At 30.2% G+C, this 19,263-nt stretch carries 18 protein-coding genes and 1 pseudogene; 14 read left to right on the plus strand and 5 right to left on the minus strand.

The genetic code is table 11. The features are described 5' to 3' along the window. Window positions 1-45 precede the first annotated feature (45 nt). Genes CPIN18021_RS07220 through bioA form a run of 7 tightly spaced genes read left to right on the plus strand, consistent with a single transcriptional unit; the run spans window position 46 to window position 7,373 of the window. Complete coding sequence (locus CPIN18021_RS07220) at window positions 46-1,020, plus strand: RluA family pseudouridine synthase (protein WP_078424725.1); 975 nt, start codon at window positions 46-48, stop codon at window positions 1,018-1,020. Beyond that, a complete protein-coding gene (locus tag CPIN18021_RS07225) occupies window positions 950-2,161 on the plus strand; it encodes a fibronectin type III domain-containing protein (protein ID WP_078423752.1) in 1,212 nt (403 codons plus the stop codon). Before CPIN18021_RS07220 ends, CPIN18021_RS07225 begins: the two co-directional genes overlap by 71 nt. Continuing rightward, on the plus strand, window positions 2,161-3,345 hold the full coding sequence (gene trmB, locus CPIN18021_RS07230) for a tRNA (guanosine(46)-N7)-methyltransferase TrmB (protein ID WP_078423753.1): 1,185 nt from the start codon (window positions 2,161-2,163) through the stop codon (window positions 3,343-3,345). The genes CPIN18021_RS07225 and trmB overlap by 1 nt, the downstream gene beginning before the upstream one ends. Next, on the plus strand, window positions 3,333-4,004 hold the full coding sequence (locus CPIN18021_RS07235) for a cell division ATP-binding protein FtsE (protein ID WP_078423754.1): 672 nt from the start codon (window positions 3,333-3,335) through the stop codon (window positions 4,002-4,004). Before trmB ends, CPIN18021_RS07235 begins: the two co-directional genes overlap by 13 nt. Further along, window positions 3,991-4,791 (plus strand): cell division FtsX domain-containing protein, encoded by an 801-nt coding sequence (locus CPIN18021_RS07240; RefSeq protein ID WP_078423755.1) that lies wholly within the window; start codon window positions 3,991-3,993, stop codon window positions 4,789-4,791. The genes CPIN18021_RS07235 and CPIN18021_RS07240 overlap by 14 nt, the downstream gene beginning before the upstream one ends. Window positions 4,792-4,797: 6 nt before the next feature. Beyond that, window positions 4,798-6,009, plus strand: a complete 1,212-nt coding sequence (locus CPIN18021_RS07245) for a murein hydrolase activator EnvC family protein (RefSeq protein ID WP_078423756.1) — start codon at window positions 4,798-4,800, stop codon at window positions 6,007-6,009. A 20-nt stretch (window positions 6,010-6,029) separates the two neighbouring features. Next, window positions 6,030-7,373: an adenosylmethionine--8-amino-7-oxononanoate transaminase gene (gene bioA, locus CPIN18021_RS07250; RefSeq protein ID WP_078423757.1), complete on the plus strand. Its 1,344-nt coding sequence runs from the start codon at window positions 6,030-6,032 to the stop codon at window positions 7,371-7,373. Window positions 7,374-7,377: 4 nt separating this feature from the next. On the opposite strand, the gene bioD is transcribed toward bioA, so the two are convergent. Beyond that, window positions 7,378-8,043 carry a dethiobiotin synthase gene (gene bioD / locus CPIN18021_RS07255; RefSeq protein ID WP_078424726.1) on the minus strand — a complete coding sequence of 222 codons (666 nt, stop codon included), beginning with the start codon at window positions 8,041-8,043 and terminating at the stop codon, window positions 7,378-7,380. A gap of 109 nt (window positions 8,044-8,152) precedes the next feature. Here bioD and pyrH point away from each other — a divergent pair, with 109 nt between their 5' ends. From pyrH to mnmC, 7 genes and pseudogenes are all read left to right on the plus strand, one after another. Continuing rightward, complete coding sequence (gene pyrH / locus CPIN18021_RS07260; protein WP_078423759.1) at window positions 8,153-8,869, plus strand: UMP kinase; 717 nt, start codon at window positions 8,153-8,155, stop codon at window positions 8,867-8,869. Between the two features lie 14 nt (window positions 8,870-8,883). Further along, window positions 8,884-9,099 carry a DNA-directed RNA polymerase subunit omega gene (locus CPIN18021_RS07265; RefSeq protein ID WP_069633152.1) on the plus strand — a complete coding sequence of 72 codons (216 nt, stop codon included), beginning with the start codon at window positions 8,884-8,886 and terminating at the stop codon, window positions 9,097-9,099. Next, window positions 9,086-11,263: a RelA/SpoT family protein gene (locus CPIN18021_RS07270; RefSeq protein ID WP_078424727.1), complete on the plus strand. Its 2,178-nt coding sequence runs from the start codon at window positions 9,086-9,088 to the stop codon at window positions 11,261-11,263. The genes CPIN18021_RS07265 and CPIN18021_RS07270 overlap by 14 nt, the downstream gene beginning before the upstream one ends. A 23-nt stretch (window positions 11,264-11,286) precedes the next feature. Beyond that, window positions 11,287-12,489 carry a tyrosine--tRNA ligase gene (gene tyrS, locus CPIN18021_RS07275; RefSeq protein ID WP_226995961.1) on the plus strand — a complete coding sequence of 401 codons (1,203 nt, stop codon included), beginning with the start codon at window positions 11,287-11,289 and terminating at the stop codon, window positions 12,487-12,489. Beyond that, complete coding sequence (locus tag CPIN18021_RS07280; protein WP_078424728.1) at window positions 12,490-13,587, plus strand: nitronate monooxygenase; 1,098 nt, start codon at window positions 12,490-12,492, stop codon at window positions 13,585-13,587. 688 nt (window positions 13,588-14,275) lie between these two features. After that, window positions 14,276-14,959 (plus strand): annotated as a pseudogene (locus CPIN18021_RS09250) (N-acetylmuramoyl-L-alanine amidase family protein); the annotation flags it as partial. After that, the gene (gene mnmC / locus CPIN18021_RS07290) at window positions 14,956-16,803 is read left to right on the plus strand and encodes a bifunctional tRNA (5-methylaminomethyl-2-thiouridine)(34)-methyltransferase MnmC2/FAD-dependent 5-carboxymethylaminomethyl-2-thiouridine(34) oxidoreductase MnmC1 (protein WP_078424730.1); all 1,848 of its coding nucleotides are present in this window, start codon (window positions 14,956-14,958) and stop codon (window positions 16,801-16,803) included. The pseudogene CPIN18021_RS09250 and the gene mnmC, both read left to right, overlap by 4 nt. Before the next feature lie 27 nt (window positions 16,804-16,830). Here mnmC and CPIN18021_RS08930 read toward each other — a convergent pair whose 3' ends face one another. From CPIN18021_RS08930 to CPIN18021_RS07305, 4 genes are all read right to left on the minus strand, one after another. Then, entirely contained in the window at window positions 16,831-16,992 is a 162-nt protein-coding gene (locus CPIN18021_RS08930) for a hypothetical protein (RefSeq protein ID WP_157888052.1), read from the minus strand. A 329-nt stretch (window positions 16,993-17,321) separates the two neighbouring features. Next, window positions 17,322-17,528 carry a 5'-nucleotidase C-terminal domain-containing protein gene (locus CPIN18021_RS09220; protein WP_078423763.1) on the minus strand — a complete coding sequence of 69 codons (207 nt, stop codon included), beginning with the start codon at window positions 17,526-17,528 and terminating at the stop codon, window positions 17,322-17,324. 433 nt (window positions 17,529-17,961) lie between these two features. Beyond that, entirely contained in the window at window positions 17,962-18,243 is a 282-nt protein-coding gene (locus tag CPIN18021_RS07300) for a hypothetical protein (protein ID WP_078423764.1), read from the minus strand. A 113-nt stretch (window positions 18,244-18,356) separates the two neighbouring features. Next, the gene (locus CPIN18021_RS07305; RefSeq protein ID WP_180375146.1) at window positions 18,357-19,118 is read right to left on the minus strand and encodes a class I SAM-dependent methyltransferase; all 762 of its coding nucleotides are present in this window, start codon (window positions 19,116-19,118) and stop codon (window positions 18,357-18,359) included. Between the last annotated feature and the right edge of the window lie 145 nt (window positions 19,119-19,263).

Here is a 19,263-nt window from a genome sequence, read left to right on the forward strand (position 1 = left end):
ATTAGCCCTATTTTTTAGCAAATATTAACATAAAAAGGTAAAAATTTGGTTGAATTTATTACAAAAAACGAACAAAGATTGGATGTTTGTATCTCAAATGAGCTACAAATTTCAAGGAACCAAGCATTAAACTTAATAAAAGATGGGCTTGTAAAAGTCAACACAAAACAGACAACAAAGCCATCTTTTAAAGTTTACATAGATGATAATATCTTGGTTGAATTTGCCAAGCCAAAGATAAAAGAGGACAAATTCCAAGCTGATTTTGATGTTCCTATAATATACGAAGATGATGATTTACTTGTTATAAATAAACCACCGCATATCGCCGTTCACGGAGCAAGTAGCTTAAAAGAGGCTAGCTTAGTTGAGTGGCTTAATCAAAATAATTTTATGCTATCAAATTTAAACGGAGACATAAGAGCTGGCATTGTTCATAGGCTTGACAAAGGAACAAGTGGGGCTTTGGTGGTTGCAAAAAATAATACAGCACATACAATTTTAAGTAATCAACTTCTAGATAAAAGCATGGGAAGAATTTATCTAGCACTTAGTGATTTTGCTTTAAAAGAAAATTGCATAATACAAAGACCGATAGGAAGAAATAACAAAAATCGCTTAAAAAAAGCAATAATACAAGGCGGAAGAGATGCAAAAACAGCATTTTTAAACCTAATACCATCAAAAAATGCAAACCTAATAGCCGCTAAACTTTTTACAGGAAGAACCCATCAAATAAGAGTTCACTTAGAAAGCATAAATAGACATATTTTGGGCGATGATTTATACGGATTTAAGAGCGAAAAAGATAAAATTAGTAGAGTTATGCTACATGCCTATATGCTTTATTTTATTCATCCAACTACAAAACAAAGGATGGAATTTAAAGCTCCATTTTATGATGATTTTAAGCAAATAGCATTTAAAAATTTTTCAAAGGAATTATTTTATGAAAAAACTGAAACTAATTTTATCAATGACTCTTTTTGCGATCTTGATAGCTGGATGTGCATCAAATAGTATTCCGACACAGCCAAGTGCGTCATTACCAAACATAACAAGTTTAAAAACAATAACCGACATAAATGAAATAGGCTTTGAGTGGTTGGCTATAAATGATGAAAATGTTATAGGGTATCAACTTTATAGAATGAATAAAAAGGGTGAAAATTTCAAACCAGTAGCGATAATACCAGATAGATTTGCTACCCACTATGTTGATAAAGGTTTATCACCAAACACAACCTATACATATATGCTGAAAACATATTCTAAAACAGCAATTTCAAATGGCGGAGATAGCGTTGAAGCTACGACTAAACCATTAATAGAATCTGTGCCTTTTGCTGTTGCGATAGCGGGTCTTCCCGGCCGTGTAAAAATCATATGGAGACCTCATCCAAGCACAAGCGTAGTAAGCTATATAATAAAAAGAGCAAATTTCAACTCAGATAATTTTAGAGAAATAGCCGAAGTAAAAGGAAGACTTAACGCTGAGTTTATAGATTCTAGCGTAAAACACGGCAACACGTATAAATACATAATTGAAGTAAAAACTGGTAATGGCGTGGTATCAAAACCTAGTGAAATAATAAAAGCAACAACAAAAGAGCTACCAAAAGGTGTAATAAATTTAACTGCAACACAAAATGCGCCTAAAAAGATTATTTTGTCTTGGGATGGAGTTGCAATGGATGATTTTTCACACTATAACGTATATCGTTCTATTAGCAAATTTTTACCATATACATACCTCGCAAAAACAACAAGCAATCATTTTGAAGATCTTATAAACTCAAATGGCGCAACAAGATATTATAAAGTAACTGTAGTTGATAAAGATGAGCTAGAAAGTATAAAACAAGATGCGCCAGTAGAAGGAAAAACACTTGAATCTCCTATAGCCCCTGAGTTTATATCATACAACTTTAATGGAAGTAGTATAAATTTAAATTGGAATAATATACAAAGAGCTGTGTCATATACACTTTACAGAAAAGACAACAACTCAAATGAAAAAATCATTAACAACATAAAACAGCCTTATTATGAAGATAATGATATTGAGCTTAATGCAACCTACACATATAAAGTTATAGCTATTGATAAATATGATTTGGTTTCAAAACACTCAAATTCATTAGAAGTAAGTGCTAAATAATGCCAAATTTCATAGCAAAGAGTATATGCGACAAACCATATCCTTTTGGAAAGGATGATGTCGAGTTTTTATGGGAAGTAAGCGGCAGAAAAGAAAAACTCATATATAGCAAAAGCATGGATCAGAGTTTTTTCATAATCTCAAAACTAAATGAAAAAAATAGCTATACAATAAAAGGCGAAAAGATAACCAGACCATCAAGGGTTGGGCTTTTGCAAAAGGCATTAAGTGTATATAAAGATGAAAACACTAAAGATGTTGTAAGCGAAGCTATGGCTTTTAAAAAAACAAGACTTCTAGAAAAACCAGAATACATAGTCGGTATAAATGAGTTTTTAGAAGAATTTGAAAAGCTAAAATATAATTTTAAACAAATTTTTATAGAGATAGGATTTGGCTCAGGAAGACACTTGCTTTATCAAGCAAGAAACAATCCAAATACACTTATAATAGGTATAGAAATATACAAACCAAGTATAGAGCAAGTAACAAAACTAGCTAAAAGCGAAAACTTACACAATGTAAAACTAGTAGATACCGATGCTAGATTGCTATTATCATTAATTGATTCAAACTTGATAGATAAGATATTTTTACATTTTCCGGTGCCTTGGGATAAGGCAGAACACAGAAGAGTTGTATCTTATGAGTTTGCAAAAGAGTGTGAAAGAACACTGAAAATAGGTGGAAATTTTGAACTAAGAACAGATAGCAAAGAGTATTTTGATTTTAGTTTGTCTCTCTTCTTGGCTTTGGAAAATTCACAAATAAATATCAAAAAAAATCAAGATCTATCAGTAAGTAGCAAGTATGAAGATAGATGGAAAAAGATGGAAAAAGATATCTATGATATGAGTTATACTTGTATAAAAAATAGCGAAGAGATAAAAAAAGAGAGTGATTTTTCTTTTAAAAATAGATATGATTTATCAAAAATAGCTCTAAATTTTAACAACCATACAATAAAAGAAGAGGATTATTTTTTACATTTTGAAGAGCTATACAAGAGCGATGAAAGACTGATCATAAAACTAGCTTTGGGTGCATTTAATAAACCCGAACGCTGCTATATAAAATTAGAAAACGAAACTTGTGAATACTTTATAAAGCAACCTCTTTTTACAAGAGAAAACTTAAAAGCACACAAAATTTTAGAGGATTTTTTAAATCAATGCAAAATATAATAACTGCTAGAAATTTAATCCTTGCTTATGAACACGAAGAAATTGTTATAAAGGGTGCAAATTTAGATATAAAAACTAATGATTTTGCATTTATAACAGGTAAAAGTGGTAGCGGAAAATCAACTCTACTAAAATCATTTTATGGGGATATAAAGCCAAAAGTTGGCGATCTTAATGTGTGCTTAACCAAACTAAACAATATAAGTCAAAATGAGCTAAATAGATTAAGACAAAGAATAGGAATAATTTTTCAAAACTACCGATTGATAAATGAGTGGAGTGTTGAACAAAATGTCATGCTTCCACTTTTGATAAAAGGAATTTCTCAAAGTATATGCAAAAAACAAGCAGCAAAGCTACTAAAACATGTCAATATGTTACACAAAGCACATAAATATCCATTAGAATTAAGTGGTGGCGAACAACAAAGAGTTGCAATGGCAAGAGCTTTGGCGCATAATCCAAATTTATTATTATGTGATGAACCGACAGGAAACCTAGATGAGTATTCAAGTGATGTTATATGGTCTTTGCTTATGTCAGCTAGGGAATTTTTAGGAACAACAGTTGTTGTGGTAACTCACCATATACCATCAAATTTAAGAATACCATATAGACATTTTATGATAGAAAATGGAGATATAAATGAGATTGCTTAGAAATAATTTTAGCTTTATATTAGCACTAATAGCAATCTTGTTTTCAATACAATTTAGCATTCTTGCAAATAATACAGTAAAAAATTATGAAAAACTTATGAACAACGATTATAATATAGTTATAGTCTCAACAAAAGAGTTAAGCGAAGCAGTTATAAAACCACTTATAAACACATTTTCTTCAATTTCACAAATTAGTTCAGATAAGATATTAAATAGGCTACAAAATGATATTTCAAATAAAAATTTATCAATCCTAAAAAACACACTACCTAAATTTTATAGTCTAAAACTAAACTCCTTGCCAAGCACAAAATATATGAACGAAATACGCCAAAAATTACTAAAAGTAGATGGAATAAATAAGATAGAAACATTTGCAAAAACTCATGACAAAGTATACAAAACATTAAAACTCACAAAATCAATAGCATATATATTTATGTTTTTAGTTGCATTTATAGGGTTATTGCTTATGTCAAAACAGATCCGAATTTGGGTTTATGAACACAAAGAAAGGATAGAAATAATGAGTCTTTTTGGTGCGGGTTTTTGGCTAAAAAGCTCTGTTTTATATAAAAGTGCGATATTTTGTGCGATATTTTCAACATTAATAATATCTTTGATATTTTATTTTTTACCTAATATAAATTTTATAAAAGAAGAAGTAGAACAAATAAGCATAAATATATCAAAAATTTCTTTATATGACAGCCTAACATTACTAGTTTCAGCATTGGTTTTTAGCTTTTTTGCTGTAAGTGTGGTTATGAAAAAGGCTAAATAAAATAAAATGAAAAAAATTCTTATAATAATACTATCTACATTAGTGTTATTTGCAGCTAAAACAACCACACAAAAAAAAATAGAAACAAACAAAAGCTCACTTCACTCATCAGAAATTTTATCAAAACAACTAAATAAAAAGCTTGATGATTTAGCAAAAGATGTACTAGAAAGTGAAAATAAACTAAAAAATATAGCAAACGATATAACAAAAATAAAAGACCAAATAAACGAACTACAAGACAACGAAACAGAAACAAACAAAGAATTAAATACATTAAGTGAACAAAACAAAGAACTTATAAAAAATCAAAAAGAGATAGAGCAAAATATAATAAGAATAATAGCTCAAGATTTTTCTATGGATTTAATGCTAGAAAACGATGGGCTTGATGAGAGTTATGACGCCATAATGTCATCAACTATTTTATCAAAACTCAATGATGTTTTAAAAAATAATTTAAAAAAAATGTCAAAAAATTATGAAGAAACCTCAAATCTAATAAAAGAAAAATCAGACAAAATAGCAAAAATCCAAAATAGGATAAAAGAGCATAAAGATAAGCAAAATGAGCTAATTAGCCTAAGAAATGAACAAAAAAATACAATTAGAAATTTAAAACGTGATAAAGAAATTTATACAAAAAAACTTCAAAAACTTCAAATCCAGCAAGATGAATTAAGACAAACACTTGAACAATTAGCTATAGTTGAAAAACGAGAAAAAGAGGCAAAAAAAGATACAAAATCACAGACTTTAAACTCATCACAAGCAAATATATCAAACATAAAACAGCTAGGCTCAAGCTACCAAAAAACATCAGTCAAAAAATATACTGGAGCAAAAACAATAGCCCCTCTTGATAGCTTTAGCGTAAAACAAAAATTTGGAAACTACGTAGACCCTGTTTATAATATAAAAATCTTTAATGAATCAGTTGTTCTTAATTCAAAAACAGCAAATGCAAAGGTTAAAACAGTGCTAGATGGCAAGGTTGTATTTGCAAAACAAACACAACTACTTGATAAAGTAATAATCATACAACATAGTAATGGTATTCACACAATATATGCTCATTTAAATCAAATAGCACCAACTATAAAAGTTGGTAAAAATGTAAAAAAAGGATACGTGATAGGAAGAGTTTTAGATGACCTAACATTTGAAGTTACACAAAAAAACTATCATATAGATCCACTTGAGCTTATAAAATCATAACAACTAAAAAAAGGTAAGCAATGACATTAGAAGAACTTGATTTAAAATATATATGGCATCCATGTTCTCAAATGAAAGATTATGAAGAGCTACCTCCAATCATCATCAAAAAAGCAAAAGGTATATATCTATACGACAAAGATGATAAGCAATATATAGATATAGTTAGTTCTTGGTGGTGTAATTTACTTGGGCATTGTAATGAAACAATAAATAATAATATAAAAAAACAACTAGATAAATTAGAGCACGTTATATTTGCAAATTTTAGCCACGAAGGAGCCATAGAACTTACAAAACAATTAAGCGAAATTGTTCCAAAAGGACTTTGTAAATTTAACTTTTCAGACAACGGAAGCTCCGCTGTTGAGAGTGCTTTAAAAATGAGCTTTCAATATCACTATCAAACAAATAATCCACAAAAAACAAAATTTATGTGCCTTGATGGCGGCTATCATGGAGAAACGATAGGAGCTTTATCTGTTGGGGCCATGGATTTATATGCTAAAATTTACAAGCCCATATTAATAGACAGCATACGTATAAAATCACCTGATTGCTATAGATGTGAGTTTAACAAAACAAGGCAAACATGCGATACTGAGTGTTTTGAACATGTAAAAAAAGAGTTTAAAAAACATGGAAAAAACACAGCTGCAATCATAATAGAACCCCTGCTTCAAGGTGCTGCTGGTATGAAAATATATCCAGCTAAATATTTAAAAAAACTTCGTGAAATTTGTAACGAATATAAAGTTTTAATCATAGCAGATGAGATAGCAACTGGATTTGGTAGAACCGGAAAGATGTTTGCTTTTGAACACGCACAAGTTAGCCCTGACATAATGGTAATTTCAAAGGGGCTTACCGGTGGATATATGCCAATGTCTATAACCATAACTACACAAGAAATTTATGACGCTTTTTATGCACCTTACAGCGAAGGCAAGGCATTTATGCACTCGCATACCTATAGTGGAAATCCCTTAGGGTGTGCAGCTGCACTTGGTGTATTAAAAGTAATAAAAGATGAAAACATACTAAAAATAGCTCAAAAAAATGCAAAATATCTAAATGAAAATATAAACTTAGCATTAAAAAATCATAAAAATGTTGGCGAAATTAGAAACATAGGTCTTATAAATGCAATTGAGCTTGTACTTGATAAAGATAAAAAAATAGATTTTAATCCAAAAGATAGAGTTGGCTATCAAATTTATAAAAAAGCCCTTAAAAACGGTCTTTTATTAAGACCATTAGGCAATGTTTTGTATTTTAACCCACCCTTAAATATAAAAAAAGATGAGATAGACAAAGCTATCTCTCTTTGTCTAAAAAGCATGGAAGAGATTTTGGATAAATAAAAAGCTAAACACTCAAATTAATATCCATATCTGTGTCTTTTGGCTTTACAATTCCTAAAATTTCAACCTTGCCTATTTGTTCTATCATAATTTTATTATCGTTGCAAATATCACTTGATTCATCAAAGTTATTCAAAACAATACCTTTTATTTTGATATTTTGATCTCTTAAATATTCAATCGTTAAAATAGTTGAGTTTATACCTCCAAGTCCAGCATCTGCAACTATCAAAACTTCACAACCCAATAAGCGAACGATGTCTATTTGCATAATTTTTTCATCATCCCATCTAAGAGGACACACAATCCCCCCACTACCCTCAATAACTAAAAAATCACTATCATTAAAAATCAATTCTATATCTTTTAAAATCTTATCCATTTTTGGTGGATTTTTTTCAAATTTACAGGCAAGATGTGGAGAATACGCTCTTTCGTAAGCAAAAGAATACATCTTTTTTTCATCAAATTTTATGCCAGAAAATTCCTTAACAAAACGCACATCGCCAACTATTAAATTCCCATTTTTATCTTTTATGTTTCCACTTGCAACAGGTTTAAAATAGCCAACATTTATATTTTTTGCAATCATATGTTTACATATCAAAGCACTTATATAAGTCTTACCGATATCTGTTGAAGTTCCGGTTATAAAAATAGCATTTTCCATAAAATTACCTTCTTTATAAAATAATACAATATTATACTCAATACTCCATATTATTATCTTATTTTAAATGTGTTTTAGATAAAATAATAGAATTTTCAAGGAGCGCAATATGGTCAAAAGAAAACGTGTTTTAGTTAAATTCTCAGGTGAAGCATTAGCCGGTAATACTGGTTTTGGAATAGATAATTCGGTAGTAAAATTTATAGCACAAGAGATAAAAGAGCTTGTAAAAAACGATATTGAAGTAGGAATAGTAATAGGTGGTGGCAACATCATAAGAGGTGTAAGTGCAGCTAAAGATGGCATAATAAAAAGAACAAGTGGTGATCACATGGGTATGCTTTCAACAGTCATAAACTCAATAGCGATGAGAGAGGCTTTAGAACACACTGGTGTTTGTGTAAGGGTTCAAAGTGCTATTAAAATGGAAGCAATATGCGAAACATTCATCATGGGCAGAGCACAAAGACACCTTGAAAAAGGTAGAGTTGTAATTTTTGCGGCAGGAACCGGAAATCCATTTTTTACAACAGATACCGCAGCTACATTAAGAGCGATAGAGATTAATTCTGATATGATAATAAAAGCTACAAAAGTAGATGGAGTATATGACAAAGATCCTGAAAAATTTGAAGACGCAAACCTTCTTAATACTTTAAGCTATAAAGAAGCTATGGAAGATAACATAAAAGTAATGGATGATACATCAATAGCATTAGCACAAGATAATAATTTACCAATTATCGTTTGCAATATGTTCAAAAAAGGAAATTTATTAAGTATAATACAAGGCGATGAAAATGCCGTTTATTCAATAGTAAAATAATTTAAAGGAAGATAATGAGAACAGAACAAATAACAGCAAAAGCACTAAAACAAGTTGGCGACGACAGATATAAACTAGCACTTGTTGTATCAAAAAGAGCAGAAGCTATCGCAAATGGAGCTGATGTTTTAGTTGAATTAGGAAATGAAAAATTAAAACCAGCAGATATAGCACTTCTTGAAGTAGCCGAGGGCAAAATAGGACTAGACGCCATTGTTGAAAAAAAATAATATTTTCTTAGAACAACTACTAGATGAGATAGTTGTTTGTAAAAGCATACCAGATGCAAAAGAATTGCTGTTTTCCTTATGCGAGAAAAATGAAAACATTATAAAAGCGATAGATCTTTGCATACTAGCACACGCTGGACAATATAGAAAAAGTGGAGAACCTTATGCCATACATCCAATTTTGGTTGCTTGTATAGTTGCTTATATGGGTGGCGGTGAAAGCATGATAATGGCCGCCATACTTCACGATGTAGTAGAAGACACCGTAAAAACACAAGAAGATATAAAAGTTGAGTTTGGGGAAGAGGTTTCTAAACTAGTTGAGGGTTTAACAAAGATAGTAAACATAAGAGAAGATAAATTAGCAAGCTCAAGCAGTAACGAAAAACTAGCAAATTCGGCACTAAATTTTAGAAAAATGCTTCTTATATCCATTGAAGATGTTAGAGCATTGGTTGTAAAACTATGTGATAGACTTCACAACATGCTAACACTAGAAGCACTAAAACCAGAAAAGCAAAAAAGAATCGCTGAAGAAACAATGATGGTGTATGCACCAATAGCACATAGATTGGGGATATCATCTATAAAAAACATACTAGAAGATTTGAGCTTTAAATATATACTTCCAGAAGAATACGAAAAAATAGATAAGTATTTAAATGAACACAAGCAACAACTTACATTAAAACTAAATTCATTTCTTGAAAAAATAGGTCAAATTTTATTAAAAAATGGCTTTATAGATGGAAGTTTTGAAATGCAAAAAAGAATAAAACATTACTATTCTATATACCTTAAAATGCAAAGAAAAGGTTTTAGTATAGAAGAAGTATTGGATTTATTAGCAGTTAGAATATTAGTAAAAAATCCGCTTGATTGTTATTTGGCGCTTGGAAATTTACATATAAACTTTAACCCTTTAATATCAAGATTTAAAGACTATATAGCACTTCCAAAACAAAATGGATATCAGACAATTCATACAACAATTTTTGATGATAAAAGCATATTTGAAGTTCAAATAAGAACATTTGATATGCATAAAACTGCCGAATTTGGAGTAGCTGCGCACTGGAAATACAAAGGTGGAAGTATGCTAAATCCAAAACTAGACTGGCTAAATGACATAGGAATGCAAAACGAAGCTGAAAATAATCCAGAAGAGCTATATGAATATGCAAAAGATAGTCTTTACACAGAAGATATAGCAGTGTATTCTCCAAAGGGTGGTATTTTTACACTTCCAAGGGGTGCAACTGTTCTTGATTATGCTTATGAAGTTCACACAGAAATAGGACTATATGCAAAAGAAGCATTTGTAAACAGAGTCAAAGTACCGCTTTTAACAGAGCTTAAAAATGGAGATATAGTAAAAATAATCACATCGGATGAGCCAAAACACAGATGTTCTTGGATACAAAGCGTTAAAACAGGAAAAGCAAAAGCAACAATCCGTGCATTGTGCAATCAAAAATTAAAAGATTTAAACAATACAATTGCTATTGAAATTTTACAAAGTATTTTTGATGTGCCTAGAAAAAAAGTTTTATCATGGATAGAAAAAGAAAATCTAAGTAAAAAAATCCACAGGATTGCAACAGACTCTATATACCTACAAGAAGTTGTAAATTTATTCAAAAAACATATAAAAAAAGATAGACCTTTTATATTAACTCTTGGTGATAAATATAGTGTTAAAAAACAAAAATTTGAAAATATAGTAATTTATTCAAACCACAAAATAACAAATGTAGAGTTTGATTATTGCTGTAATCCAAAAAGAGGCGATGATATAATAGGCTTTAGACAAAATCATAATGCGATAGTTCATCATAAGCTTTGTGAAAGAGCAAATAAGTTTATAAGTGATAAAAATGAGATGATTTTTGTAAAATGGACAAGAAATGCACCTCATAGATATAAAATCATACTAAGCCTAGAAAATAGAAAAGGTTCTTTGGCTGAGTTCTTAGCATATTTAACAAAATTTGGAATCAATCTAGCCACTATAAGTTTAAATGAAAGCTCAGGAGTAACAAGCAATATTTTTATATTAAGTGTTGAGATATGTGATGGAATAAGTGTTGATATGGTTAAAAAACGACTAAAAGAGAGATTTAAAATTATTGATTTTATATCTGAAAATGATGCTTATATTTAAAAATTTAATAGGGAGAAAAAGTGATTGATTTAAACAAAATAATGCAAGACATCAAACGAGGTGTAGCTGAGTTTATAGATGAATCTCGTATTTTTGATTTGATAAAAAATTATTATGAAAAGGGTGAAAATTTTTATGTAAAAGCTGGATTTGATCCAACGGCGCCTGATTTACACCTGGGACATACTGTGATCTTAAACAAAATGGCTTTATTGCAAAAACACGGCGCAATAGTTCAATTTTTAATAGGCGATTTTACAGCTCAGATTGGTGATCCAACAGGAAAGTCAGCAACAAGAAAAAAACTAGATAACGAAACGGTTGTAAAAAATGCAAAAACATATGAAGAACAAGTTTTTAAAATTTTAGATAAAAGCAAAACAAAAGTTATGTTTAATGCAAAATGGCTAAATGAACTTGGTGCAGCTGGTATAGTTGAGCTAACAAGCGTATTTGCAGTTGCCAGAATGTTGGAAAGAGATGATTTTGAAAAAAGATACAAATCAGGAAACTCAATATCAATAAGCGAATTTTTATACCCGCTTTTACAAGGATATGATAGTGTTGCTATGAAATGTGACATAGAAATGGGTGGAACGGATCAGAAATTTAATCTTTTAATGGGAAGAACTCTTCAAAGAACATACAATATCGGAAAAGAACAAGCCATAATAATGATGCCACTTCTTGAAGGTCTTGATGGCGTAAATAAAATGAGCAAGAGTCTTGGAAACTATATAGGCGTTACAGAAAATGAAAATGATATGTTTGCAAAAGTGCTTAGTATATCAGATGAGCTTATGTGGAGATGGTATGAACTTTTAAGCCAAAGAAGCAACGACGAGATAAATACCTTAAAAAAACAGGTAGAAAACGGAGAATATCATCCAAAAAAAGCAAAAGAAGACTTGGCTTTTGAAATAACAAAAAGATATCACGGCGAAGAAAAAGCAAAAAAAGCACAGAATGAATTTAATAGCATACATACAAAAAATGAGCTTCCAACAGATATGCCAACTTTTGAAATGAATGCTCCAGCATGGATTGTAGAAGCTTTAAGCTTTTGCAAACTATCACCAACAAATTCACAAGCAAGAAGAGATTTAGCAGCAAATGCTGTAAGTATAGATCAAGTAAAAACAAAAGATGACCAACTTAAGCTAAAAAACGGAGAATATGTTCTTCAAGTTGGAAAAAGAAAATTTGCAAAACTTAAGGTAATATAAATGGAACTAAAATCAGTAAAAATAGGAAAATATGAGATAAAACACCCAATAATACAAGGTGGAATGGGTCTTGGCATAAGTTGGGATAGGCTTGCAGGAAATGTAAGTCTAAACGGCGGACTTGGTGTAATTAGTTCAGTCGGAACTGGGTATTATGAAAATAGAGCACACATAAGCAAAGAACTAAGCTCAAAGCCACTTGGTAGTGATAATTTTTACTCAACAAAAGGCTTAAAAGCAGTTATAGACAATGCAAGAAAAATATGCGGGGACTTACCTCTTGGTGTAAACATAATGTGCGCTGCAAATGATTATGCTAGAGTTGCAAAAGATGCATGTGAAGCTGGAATAAATATCATAATATCAGGTGCTGGACTTCCTACAAACCTGCCAGAATTTACTCAAAATTTTAAAGATGTAGCTTTAGTTCCGATAGTTTCATCAGCGAAAGCTTTAAAAATAATATGTAAAAGATGGACACAAAGATACAATAGACTACCAGATGCAGTTGTCTTAGAAGGACCACTTAGTGGAGGGCATCAAGGCTTTACATATGAACAATGCCTGGATCCAAATTATCAACTAGAAAACTTGGTAAAACCAGTTCTTGAAGAGATAAAACAATGGGGCAATTTTCCTTTATTTACAGCTGGTGGAGTATGGGATAATGCAGACATTAAAAAATTTATATCTCTTGGTGCAAGCGGAGTTCAAATGGGAACTAGGTTTATAGGAACACACGAATGCGATGCTAGTGATGGCTTCAAAGAGGTTTTATTAGCTTCTGAGAAAAAAGATATTGAGCTTTTAAAAAGTCCTGTAGGATATCCTGCAAGAGGCATAAGAACAAATCTAATTGAATTAGTAAGCAAAAACGCAGGACCAAAAATACAATGCATAAGCAACTGCGTAAGCCCGTGCGAAAGAGGCAAAGAGGCAAAAAAAGTTGGATACTGCATAGCTGATAGACTCTTTGATGCTTATAGTGGCAAAAAAGAGAGTGGTCTATTTTTTACTGGTGCAAACGGATATAGACTAAAAGAGATTATAAGCGTAAAAGAACTTATAAAAAAATTAACAGAAGGCGAAGATGGCTAGATTTTTTTTAGCCATCTTGGTTTTTTTTATTTGTGCATTTGGAGCTAATACAAATGAAATTTTAAGTAATTTTGATAATAAATTTAATAGCTCAAGTCATCAAACAAAGCTACAAATTCATAATCAAATCAAAGACTTATACATACAATCATTAATAAAAAATAATGATGAGCTAAAATATCAAACATTATCAAGGCTTATTAAAAGCTCAAAAGCACTAAAACTAAATTACAAAGTATATGAAGATGACTTTAAAAAGATAAAAGGCTCACATAAAGAATTTAAAAAAGTTGTTGCAAAACCAAAAAGAGAGTCAACAAACCAAAACCAAAAAGAGAGTTTGCCTTATTTACTTAGCGCAACAAAGCAAAAAGATGTTTTGGTACTTAAATTTAATAAAAACATAAACCGAGATACAATAAAAACTTTTTCGTTAGTTAAAAAACCATACCATAGAAATGTTTTAGATATCAAAGCTATTTTAAATGGTGGAAGACTAGTTTATAGTAAATTTTTAGTTGATGAGATACTTATAGCACAAAACAATAAAACAACAGTGCGAATGGTTTTTAGAGACACAAAACCTAATTCATTAAAAACAGACATAAAAGACAATATGCTATATGTTGGCATAAAATCAAACTCACCAAAACAAAATCAAAAAGCAACACCACCGGTCTCAAAACCTAAAAAAACAAAAACAATAGTAATAGACCCCGGTCACGGAGGGAATGATCCCGGTGCAATAAACGGCAAACTAAAAGAAAAAAATGCTGTTTTAGAAGTAGGGAAAAAGCTAGGTAAAGAGTTAGAAAAAAGAGGGTATAAGGTATTTTATACAAGGTCAAAAGATGTTTTTATAAATCTTAGAACAAGAACAAAATTCGCAAATGATAAATCAGCTGATTTGTTTATATCAGTGCATGCAAATGCCGCTCCAAACGCAAAAAAAGCTAAAGAGATGAGAGGTGTAGAGACATTTTTCTTATCTCCAGCAAGGTCTGAAAGAAGCAAAAATGCAGCGGCACTTGAAAACAAATCTGATTTAGATGAGATGAATTTCTTTTTAAAAGAAACATTTTTGAACTTTTTAAATCGTGAGAAAATAATATCTTCAAACAAACTAGGTATAGATATGCAATCTCAAATTTTAAAAAGCATAAAAAGTAAAAAATACAAAGTAGTAGATGGCGGAGTAAGAGAAGCTCCATTTTGGGTGCTAGTTGGTGCTTTAATGCCGGCCGTATTGATAGAAATAGGATACATAACGCATCCTGAAGAAGGAAAGCTGTTATTTAACAACAACTATCAAAACGCATTAGCAACTGGTATAGCAAACGGCGTAGATGCATACTTTATAAAAAATCAATGAAAAATGCAGATATAAATTTTAAAGAAAATACAGCTTTTAGTGTTGAGTTTGATGATGTTTATTTTAATACAAATAAACCACAAAACGAAAGCGAACATGTATTTGTAAGTGCGATAAATGAAATATGGGAAAAACAAGATAGTTTTATAGTGGCAGAGGCTGGTTTTGGAGCTGGACTCAATTTTTTAACGCTTTGTAAAAGATTTAAAAACACAGATAAAAAACTACATTTTGTAAGCATAGAAGGTTATCCTCTTTCAAAACAAAATTTACAAGACATCTATAATAAACTCGGGATATTTAAAAGGCTAAGTAAGGATTTGATATCTGTATATCCCCCAAGCACAAAAGGCATTCATAGAATAGAATTTAAAGAAAATATAATACTTGATTTGTGCTTTGGAGATATAAATGAAGTATTAAAAGAGCTTGATTTTAAAGCTGATATATGGTTTTTGGATGGTTTTAGTCCCAAAAAAAATCCAAAAATGTGGAGCATGGAAGTTTTTGATGAAATTTCAAAACTCACAAAAGAAAATGGAATAATAAGAAGCTACTCTTGTTCAAAACCGGTTAGAGATGGACTTAGTAATTTTGGCTTTAATTTACAATTAAGAGCAGGATACGGCAAAAAAAGACAAATGAGCCACGCGGTATTTAAAGCACAGCAAAACAAAGAAGAAAAAGATATTTGGTTTCAAAGAATCGAGATTGATAGCAAAAAAGCAAAAGATGTGCTAATAATAGGTGCTGGTGTTGCCGGATGCGTAAGTGCTTACAAACTAAAAAATAGTGGATTTAATGTAACGATAGCAGAAAAAAGAGATAAAATAGCTCAAAATGGCTCAGGAAATCATTGCGGGATACTAATGCCTCTTATAACAAAACCTGATGTAAATCTAGGCAAAATGCATAAAAATGCTTTTTTACAAGCTGTTAGGTTTTACAAAAAAACCATGAACAAGCAAGAGATAAATTTTAGCGGATGTGCTGAATACGCATACGATGAAACCTTAGTTCAAAGATACTTTTTGAATGATGATAGTATATTTGAGTTTTATAAAGATGAAAAGCCATATCCTTATGTATTGATAAAAGATGGGGCTTATGCAAGACCAAGAAAATTATGCAAAAAAGCCTCAAAAAATATAGATATAAAATTTAATTTTGAATATAAAAGCCACAAACATCTAAAAAATGGAAAAATAAACGTTAAGTTTAAAAATAACAATACAATAAAAACTGATATTTTGATATTTACCACCGGAAGCGAAAGTGTAGAAATTTTTAAAAACTTGCCGATAAGCTTTGTAAGAGGACAAGTAACACATATAAAACCTATCCTAGATAACAAAATACCACTAAGCGCAAAAGGATACATAACCCCAGCTGTTGATGACATACAAGTAATCGGAGCAACATACGCAAGAAATGAATCAAACAATAAAGCAACAGATGTCGACAACGAAGAAAACATAAACAAGATAAGTGAATTTGTAGATACAAAAAATATCAAAATACAAGGCGCTAGAGTAGGATATAGAAGTTATAGCAGCGATAGGTTTCCAATAATAGGCAACTTGCATGATGAGAACTTTTACAAAGAAAAATATAAAGATTTATTTTGGACAAAACACAAAGGTTCAATAATAAAACCAAAATACCAAAATAATGTTTTTATAAACATAGCACACGGCTCTCGTGGACTTTGCACAGCTGTTTTAGGCGCTAATATAATTAGTGATCTGATACTAAACAGACCGCTTTGTATAGAAAAGTCATTATTTAATGAACTTCATCCAGCTAGGTTTTTGATAAGGCAATTAAAAAAAGGAAAGTTGTAAAACCAACACAACCCAAATTATATAATTTTACATATAATTAAAATGAACAAATTCATTGCATCCTGTTTTTTTGGCTTCATACAAAGCTTTATTTTCTTTTGCTAAATTTTTAAGGCAATAATGACAATATTGATTATCAAATGTATTTATAATATAAGATATCTCATCATTGCCCATATCATTAATCATTTTGACATCTTTTTGAAGTTAAGTCTATAGTCAATATATCTATTAAAATTACTCAAACTTAATATAATTTTATTTCCAAAAAAAGACCTTAAAACAAAAGAGCAAAAAATATAAGATAAATGGATAATATGTTATTTTTACTTAATGTAAACAAACATTTTTTATTTTTGTCTATTTTAAATGCTTGAGCCTATAATGCCTTTTGATGTAATAGCCAGTTAACACCGTAGACAAAAAAGAATGATTATATTTATCTTCTTCTATGGATTCAAAATCTTTTATTATATTAAATATATTTGAGCATTTTATCCTTGCAAGAATAATGGTATCTAAGAGAGGTTGGCTACTATATCTTTTCTAGTCAAAATTGTTCCTGCTTTATATAGTTTATTTCCCCTAATTACACAGCTATTGATAACAGCAATATCTGAATTAACATATTCTCTTATCAAATCAGCCAATATATTTACAAAAATATTCTCTTTTGTTCTAACAAGAGTTCTATTTGTATCAAGTTCTACTTTTGTTATTCCTATCTCTTTATTTAAAACATATCAATTTTGCCTTAATAATACAACAAATGTTTGCTTATATAATCATCTTCTTTATAATCTAACAAAGATTCTTTTTTGCTTGCAATTTTTATTTGATTATTATCTTTTAAATATCAATAACAGCTATTTCATCAGGCTCAAAAAAGATATTTTTTCTTTTGTTATATATTTTTATTCACAATATGCTCATTTTTTAAAAAAAGATAAACCAATAATATCTTTCATCAAGCATTTGATTTACTTTATCCGACAATGAGCTAGAAGCCTGCTCTCGTAGTTTTTTAGCATTTTTTGAATTTCATAATATCACATCATCTACAACTATATCATTTGCACAATGTTTAGTCTTACTTATTTTGATTAAAGCCTGCAAAATACCTATTTAAATACTTTTGTTTTGTAATAATTATATTTTTCATAGTTCCGTAAATTGTACTATTATCGAGATTTGATGCATTTGATAAGACAAAAAAAGTGGGGGGGGGTCAACCTCATTGGTTTTTAATAAAAGCCCATCTTTTGAGAAAATAAAATCACTATGGGCTACATCATAAGCATCTGTTTTGATATAATTTAAAATATCTATTATATGAGTACTTTTGTCCGTACTAGATGTCGATACTATACCCATACTATTGTTACAAAATAAAAATACAACATCATTATCTTTTTTATAAGATTTTAATAGTGTCGCCAAAGTTCAATCATTTAAGAAAAACTAAAATATATTTTATACCAAATTTCACTAAAGCAATCCTAATTAATAATTTTTATTCAAAACATAATTATATAATAATTTTAAAAGTTGTTTTATTGTTTATCTTTATTAGAATGCCAAATAGCTATAGACCCAGGATTTGTGGGATCTTCCGGTAAACTATTTTCTAAGAGAGTATCATCTAAAACAATAGTCTCTTTATTTGTAGCATCTATCAAAACTTGTGCGAAATTTAAATTCCAATGATTTTTTTCCATAAATTTTTGATGTCTTTGACTGATTTCACTCAAATATTTAACTTGAAAACCAAACGGCTCAAGATGAACACCAACAACTTCATCAGCCGCACCAGCTACTACTTTAAACCAATCATCAGATATCTCTCTAACCTGCTCTATAGAATGACAAGTAAATATTAAAGCTCTTTTGCCAAAATCAAATCCATTTAAATCTGGCTTTAAATGGTTAAAATGAAAAAACTTTGTTTTCATATTTGGAGTTGCGGTAGCAAGCTCGGTAGCTATCTCTACACCTGATTTTGTAAACTCGCCTCCAAAATAAGGCACATCTATAGGACCGCCCCTATAAAAAATCTCAAATAAATTTCTACCATAGCCACAGCCAAGCTCAACTATACTATCATAAGGGCCTGTCCTATCATAGATATCTATAAGCAAATCAGAAAAATTGTAACTAAAATGGTAAGGAACTGTTAATAAATTACCATAAGCTGATGTATTTGTTGCTATTGGAATATTTGCAAAGTCTAATTTATTGTCATCTTTAAATTCTCTTGCATTCCATTGAACACTTTCATCTGCAGTTGTCATAGAAAGCTCGTAAAGTCTTTCCATATTAGAAAGTTTATGTATAATTTGATATGTATTTAACCCCCCCATTTAAAAGAGATCTCATAAAGTCAGCCCTAAAAGCCCATGCGTTTTCATAAAATTTTTGCCAAAATAGCTCCTGATGTGCCACTGTTTATCCTTGTCTTTA

The organism is Campylobacter pinnipediorum subsp. caledonicus, assembly GCF_002022005.1.
Classification (GTDB): Bacteria; Campylobacterota; Campylobacteria; order Campylobacterales; family Campylobacteraceae; genus Campylobacter_A; species Campylobacter_A caledonicus.

Excerpts from the sequence above, each read along its gene's own strand:
- CPIN18021_RS07225 (WP_078423752.1), top strand. The coding sequence starts at position 950 with ATGAAAAAACTGAAACTAATTTTATCAATGACTCTTTTTGCGATCTTG.
- trmB (WP_078423753.1), top strand. The coding sequence starts at position 2,161 with ATGCCAAATTTCATAGCAAAGAGTATATGCGACAAACCATATCCTTTT.
- CPIN18021_RS07235 (WP_078423754.1), top strand. The coding sequence starts at position 3,333 with ATGCAAAATATAATAACTGCTAGAAATTTAATCCTTGCTTATGAACAC.
- CPIN18021_RS07240 (WP_078423755.1), top strand. The coding sequence starts at position 3,991 with ATGAGATTGCTTAGAAATAATTTTAGCTTTATATTAGCACTAATAGCA.
- CPIN18021_RS07245 (WP_078423756.1), top strand. The coding sequence starts at position 4,798 with ATGAAAAAAATTCTTATAATAATACTATCTACATTAGTGTTATTTGCA.
- bioA (WP_078423757.1), top strand. The coding sequence starts at position 6,030 with ATGACATTAGAAGAACTTGATTTAAAATATATATGGCATCCATGTTCT.
- bioD (WP_078424726.1), bottom strand. The coding sequence starts at position 8,043 with ATGGAAAATGCTATTTTTATAACCGGAACTTCAACAGATATCGGTAAG.
- pyrH (WP_078423759.1), top strand. The coding sequence starts at position 8,153 with ATGGTCAAAAGAAAACGTGTTTTAGTTAAATTCTCAGGTGAAGCATTA.
- CPIN18021_RS07265 (WP_069633152.1), top strand. The coding sequence starts at position 8,884 with ATGAGAACAGAACAAATAACAGCAAAAGCACTAAAACAAGTTGGCGAC.
- CPIN18021_RS07280 (WP_078424728.1), top strand. The coding sequence starts at position 12,490 with ATGGAACTAAAATCAGTAAAAATAGGAAAATATGAGATAAAACACCCA.
- mnmC (WP_078424730.1), top strand. The coding sequence starts at position 14,956 with ATGAAAAATGCAGATATAAATTTTAAAGAAAATACAGCTTTTAGTGTT.
- CPIN18021_RS08930 (WP_157888052.1), bottom strand. The coding sequence starts at position 16,992 with ATGATTAATGATATGGGCAATGATGAGATATCTTATATTATAAATACA.
- CPIN18021_RS07305 (WP_180375146.1), bottom strand. The coding sequence starts at position 19,118 with ATGGAAAGACTTTACGAGCTTTCTATGACAACTGCAGATGAAAGTGTT.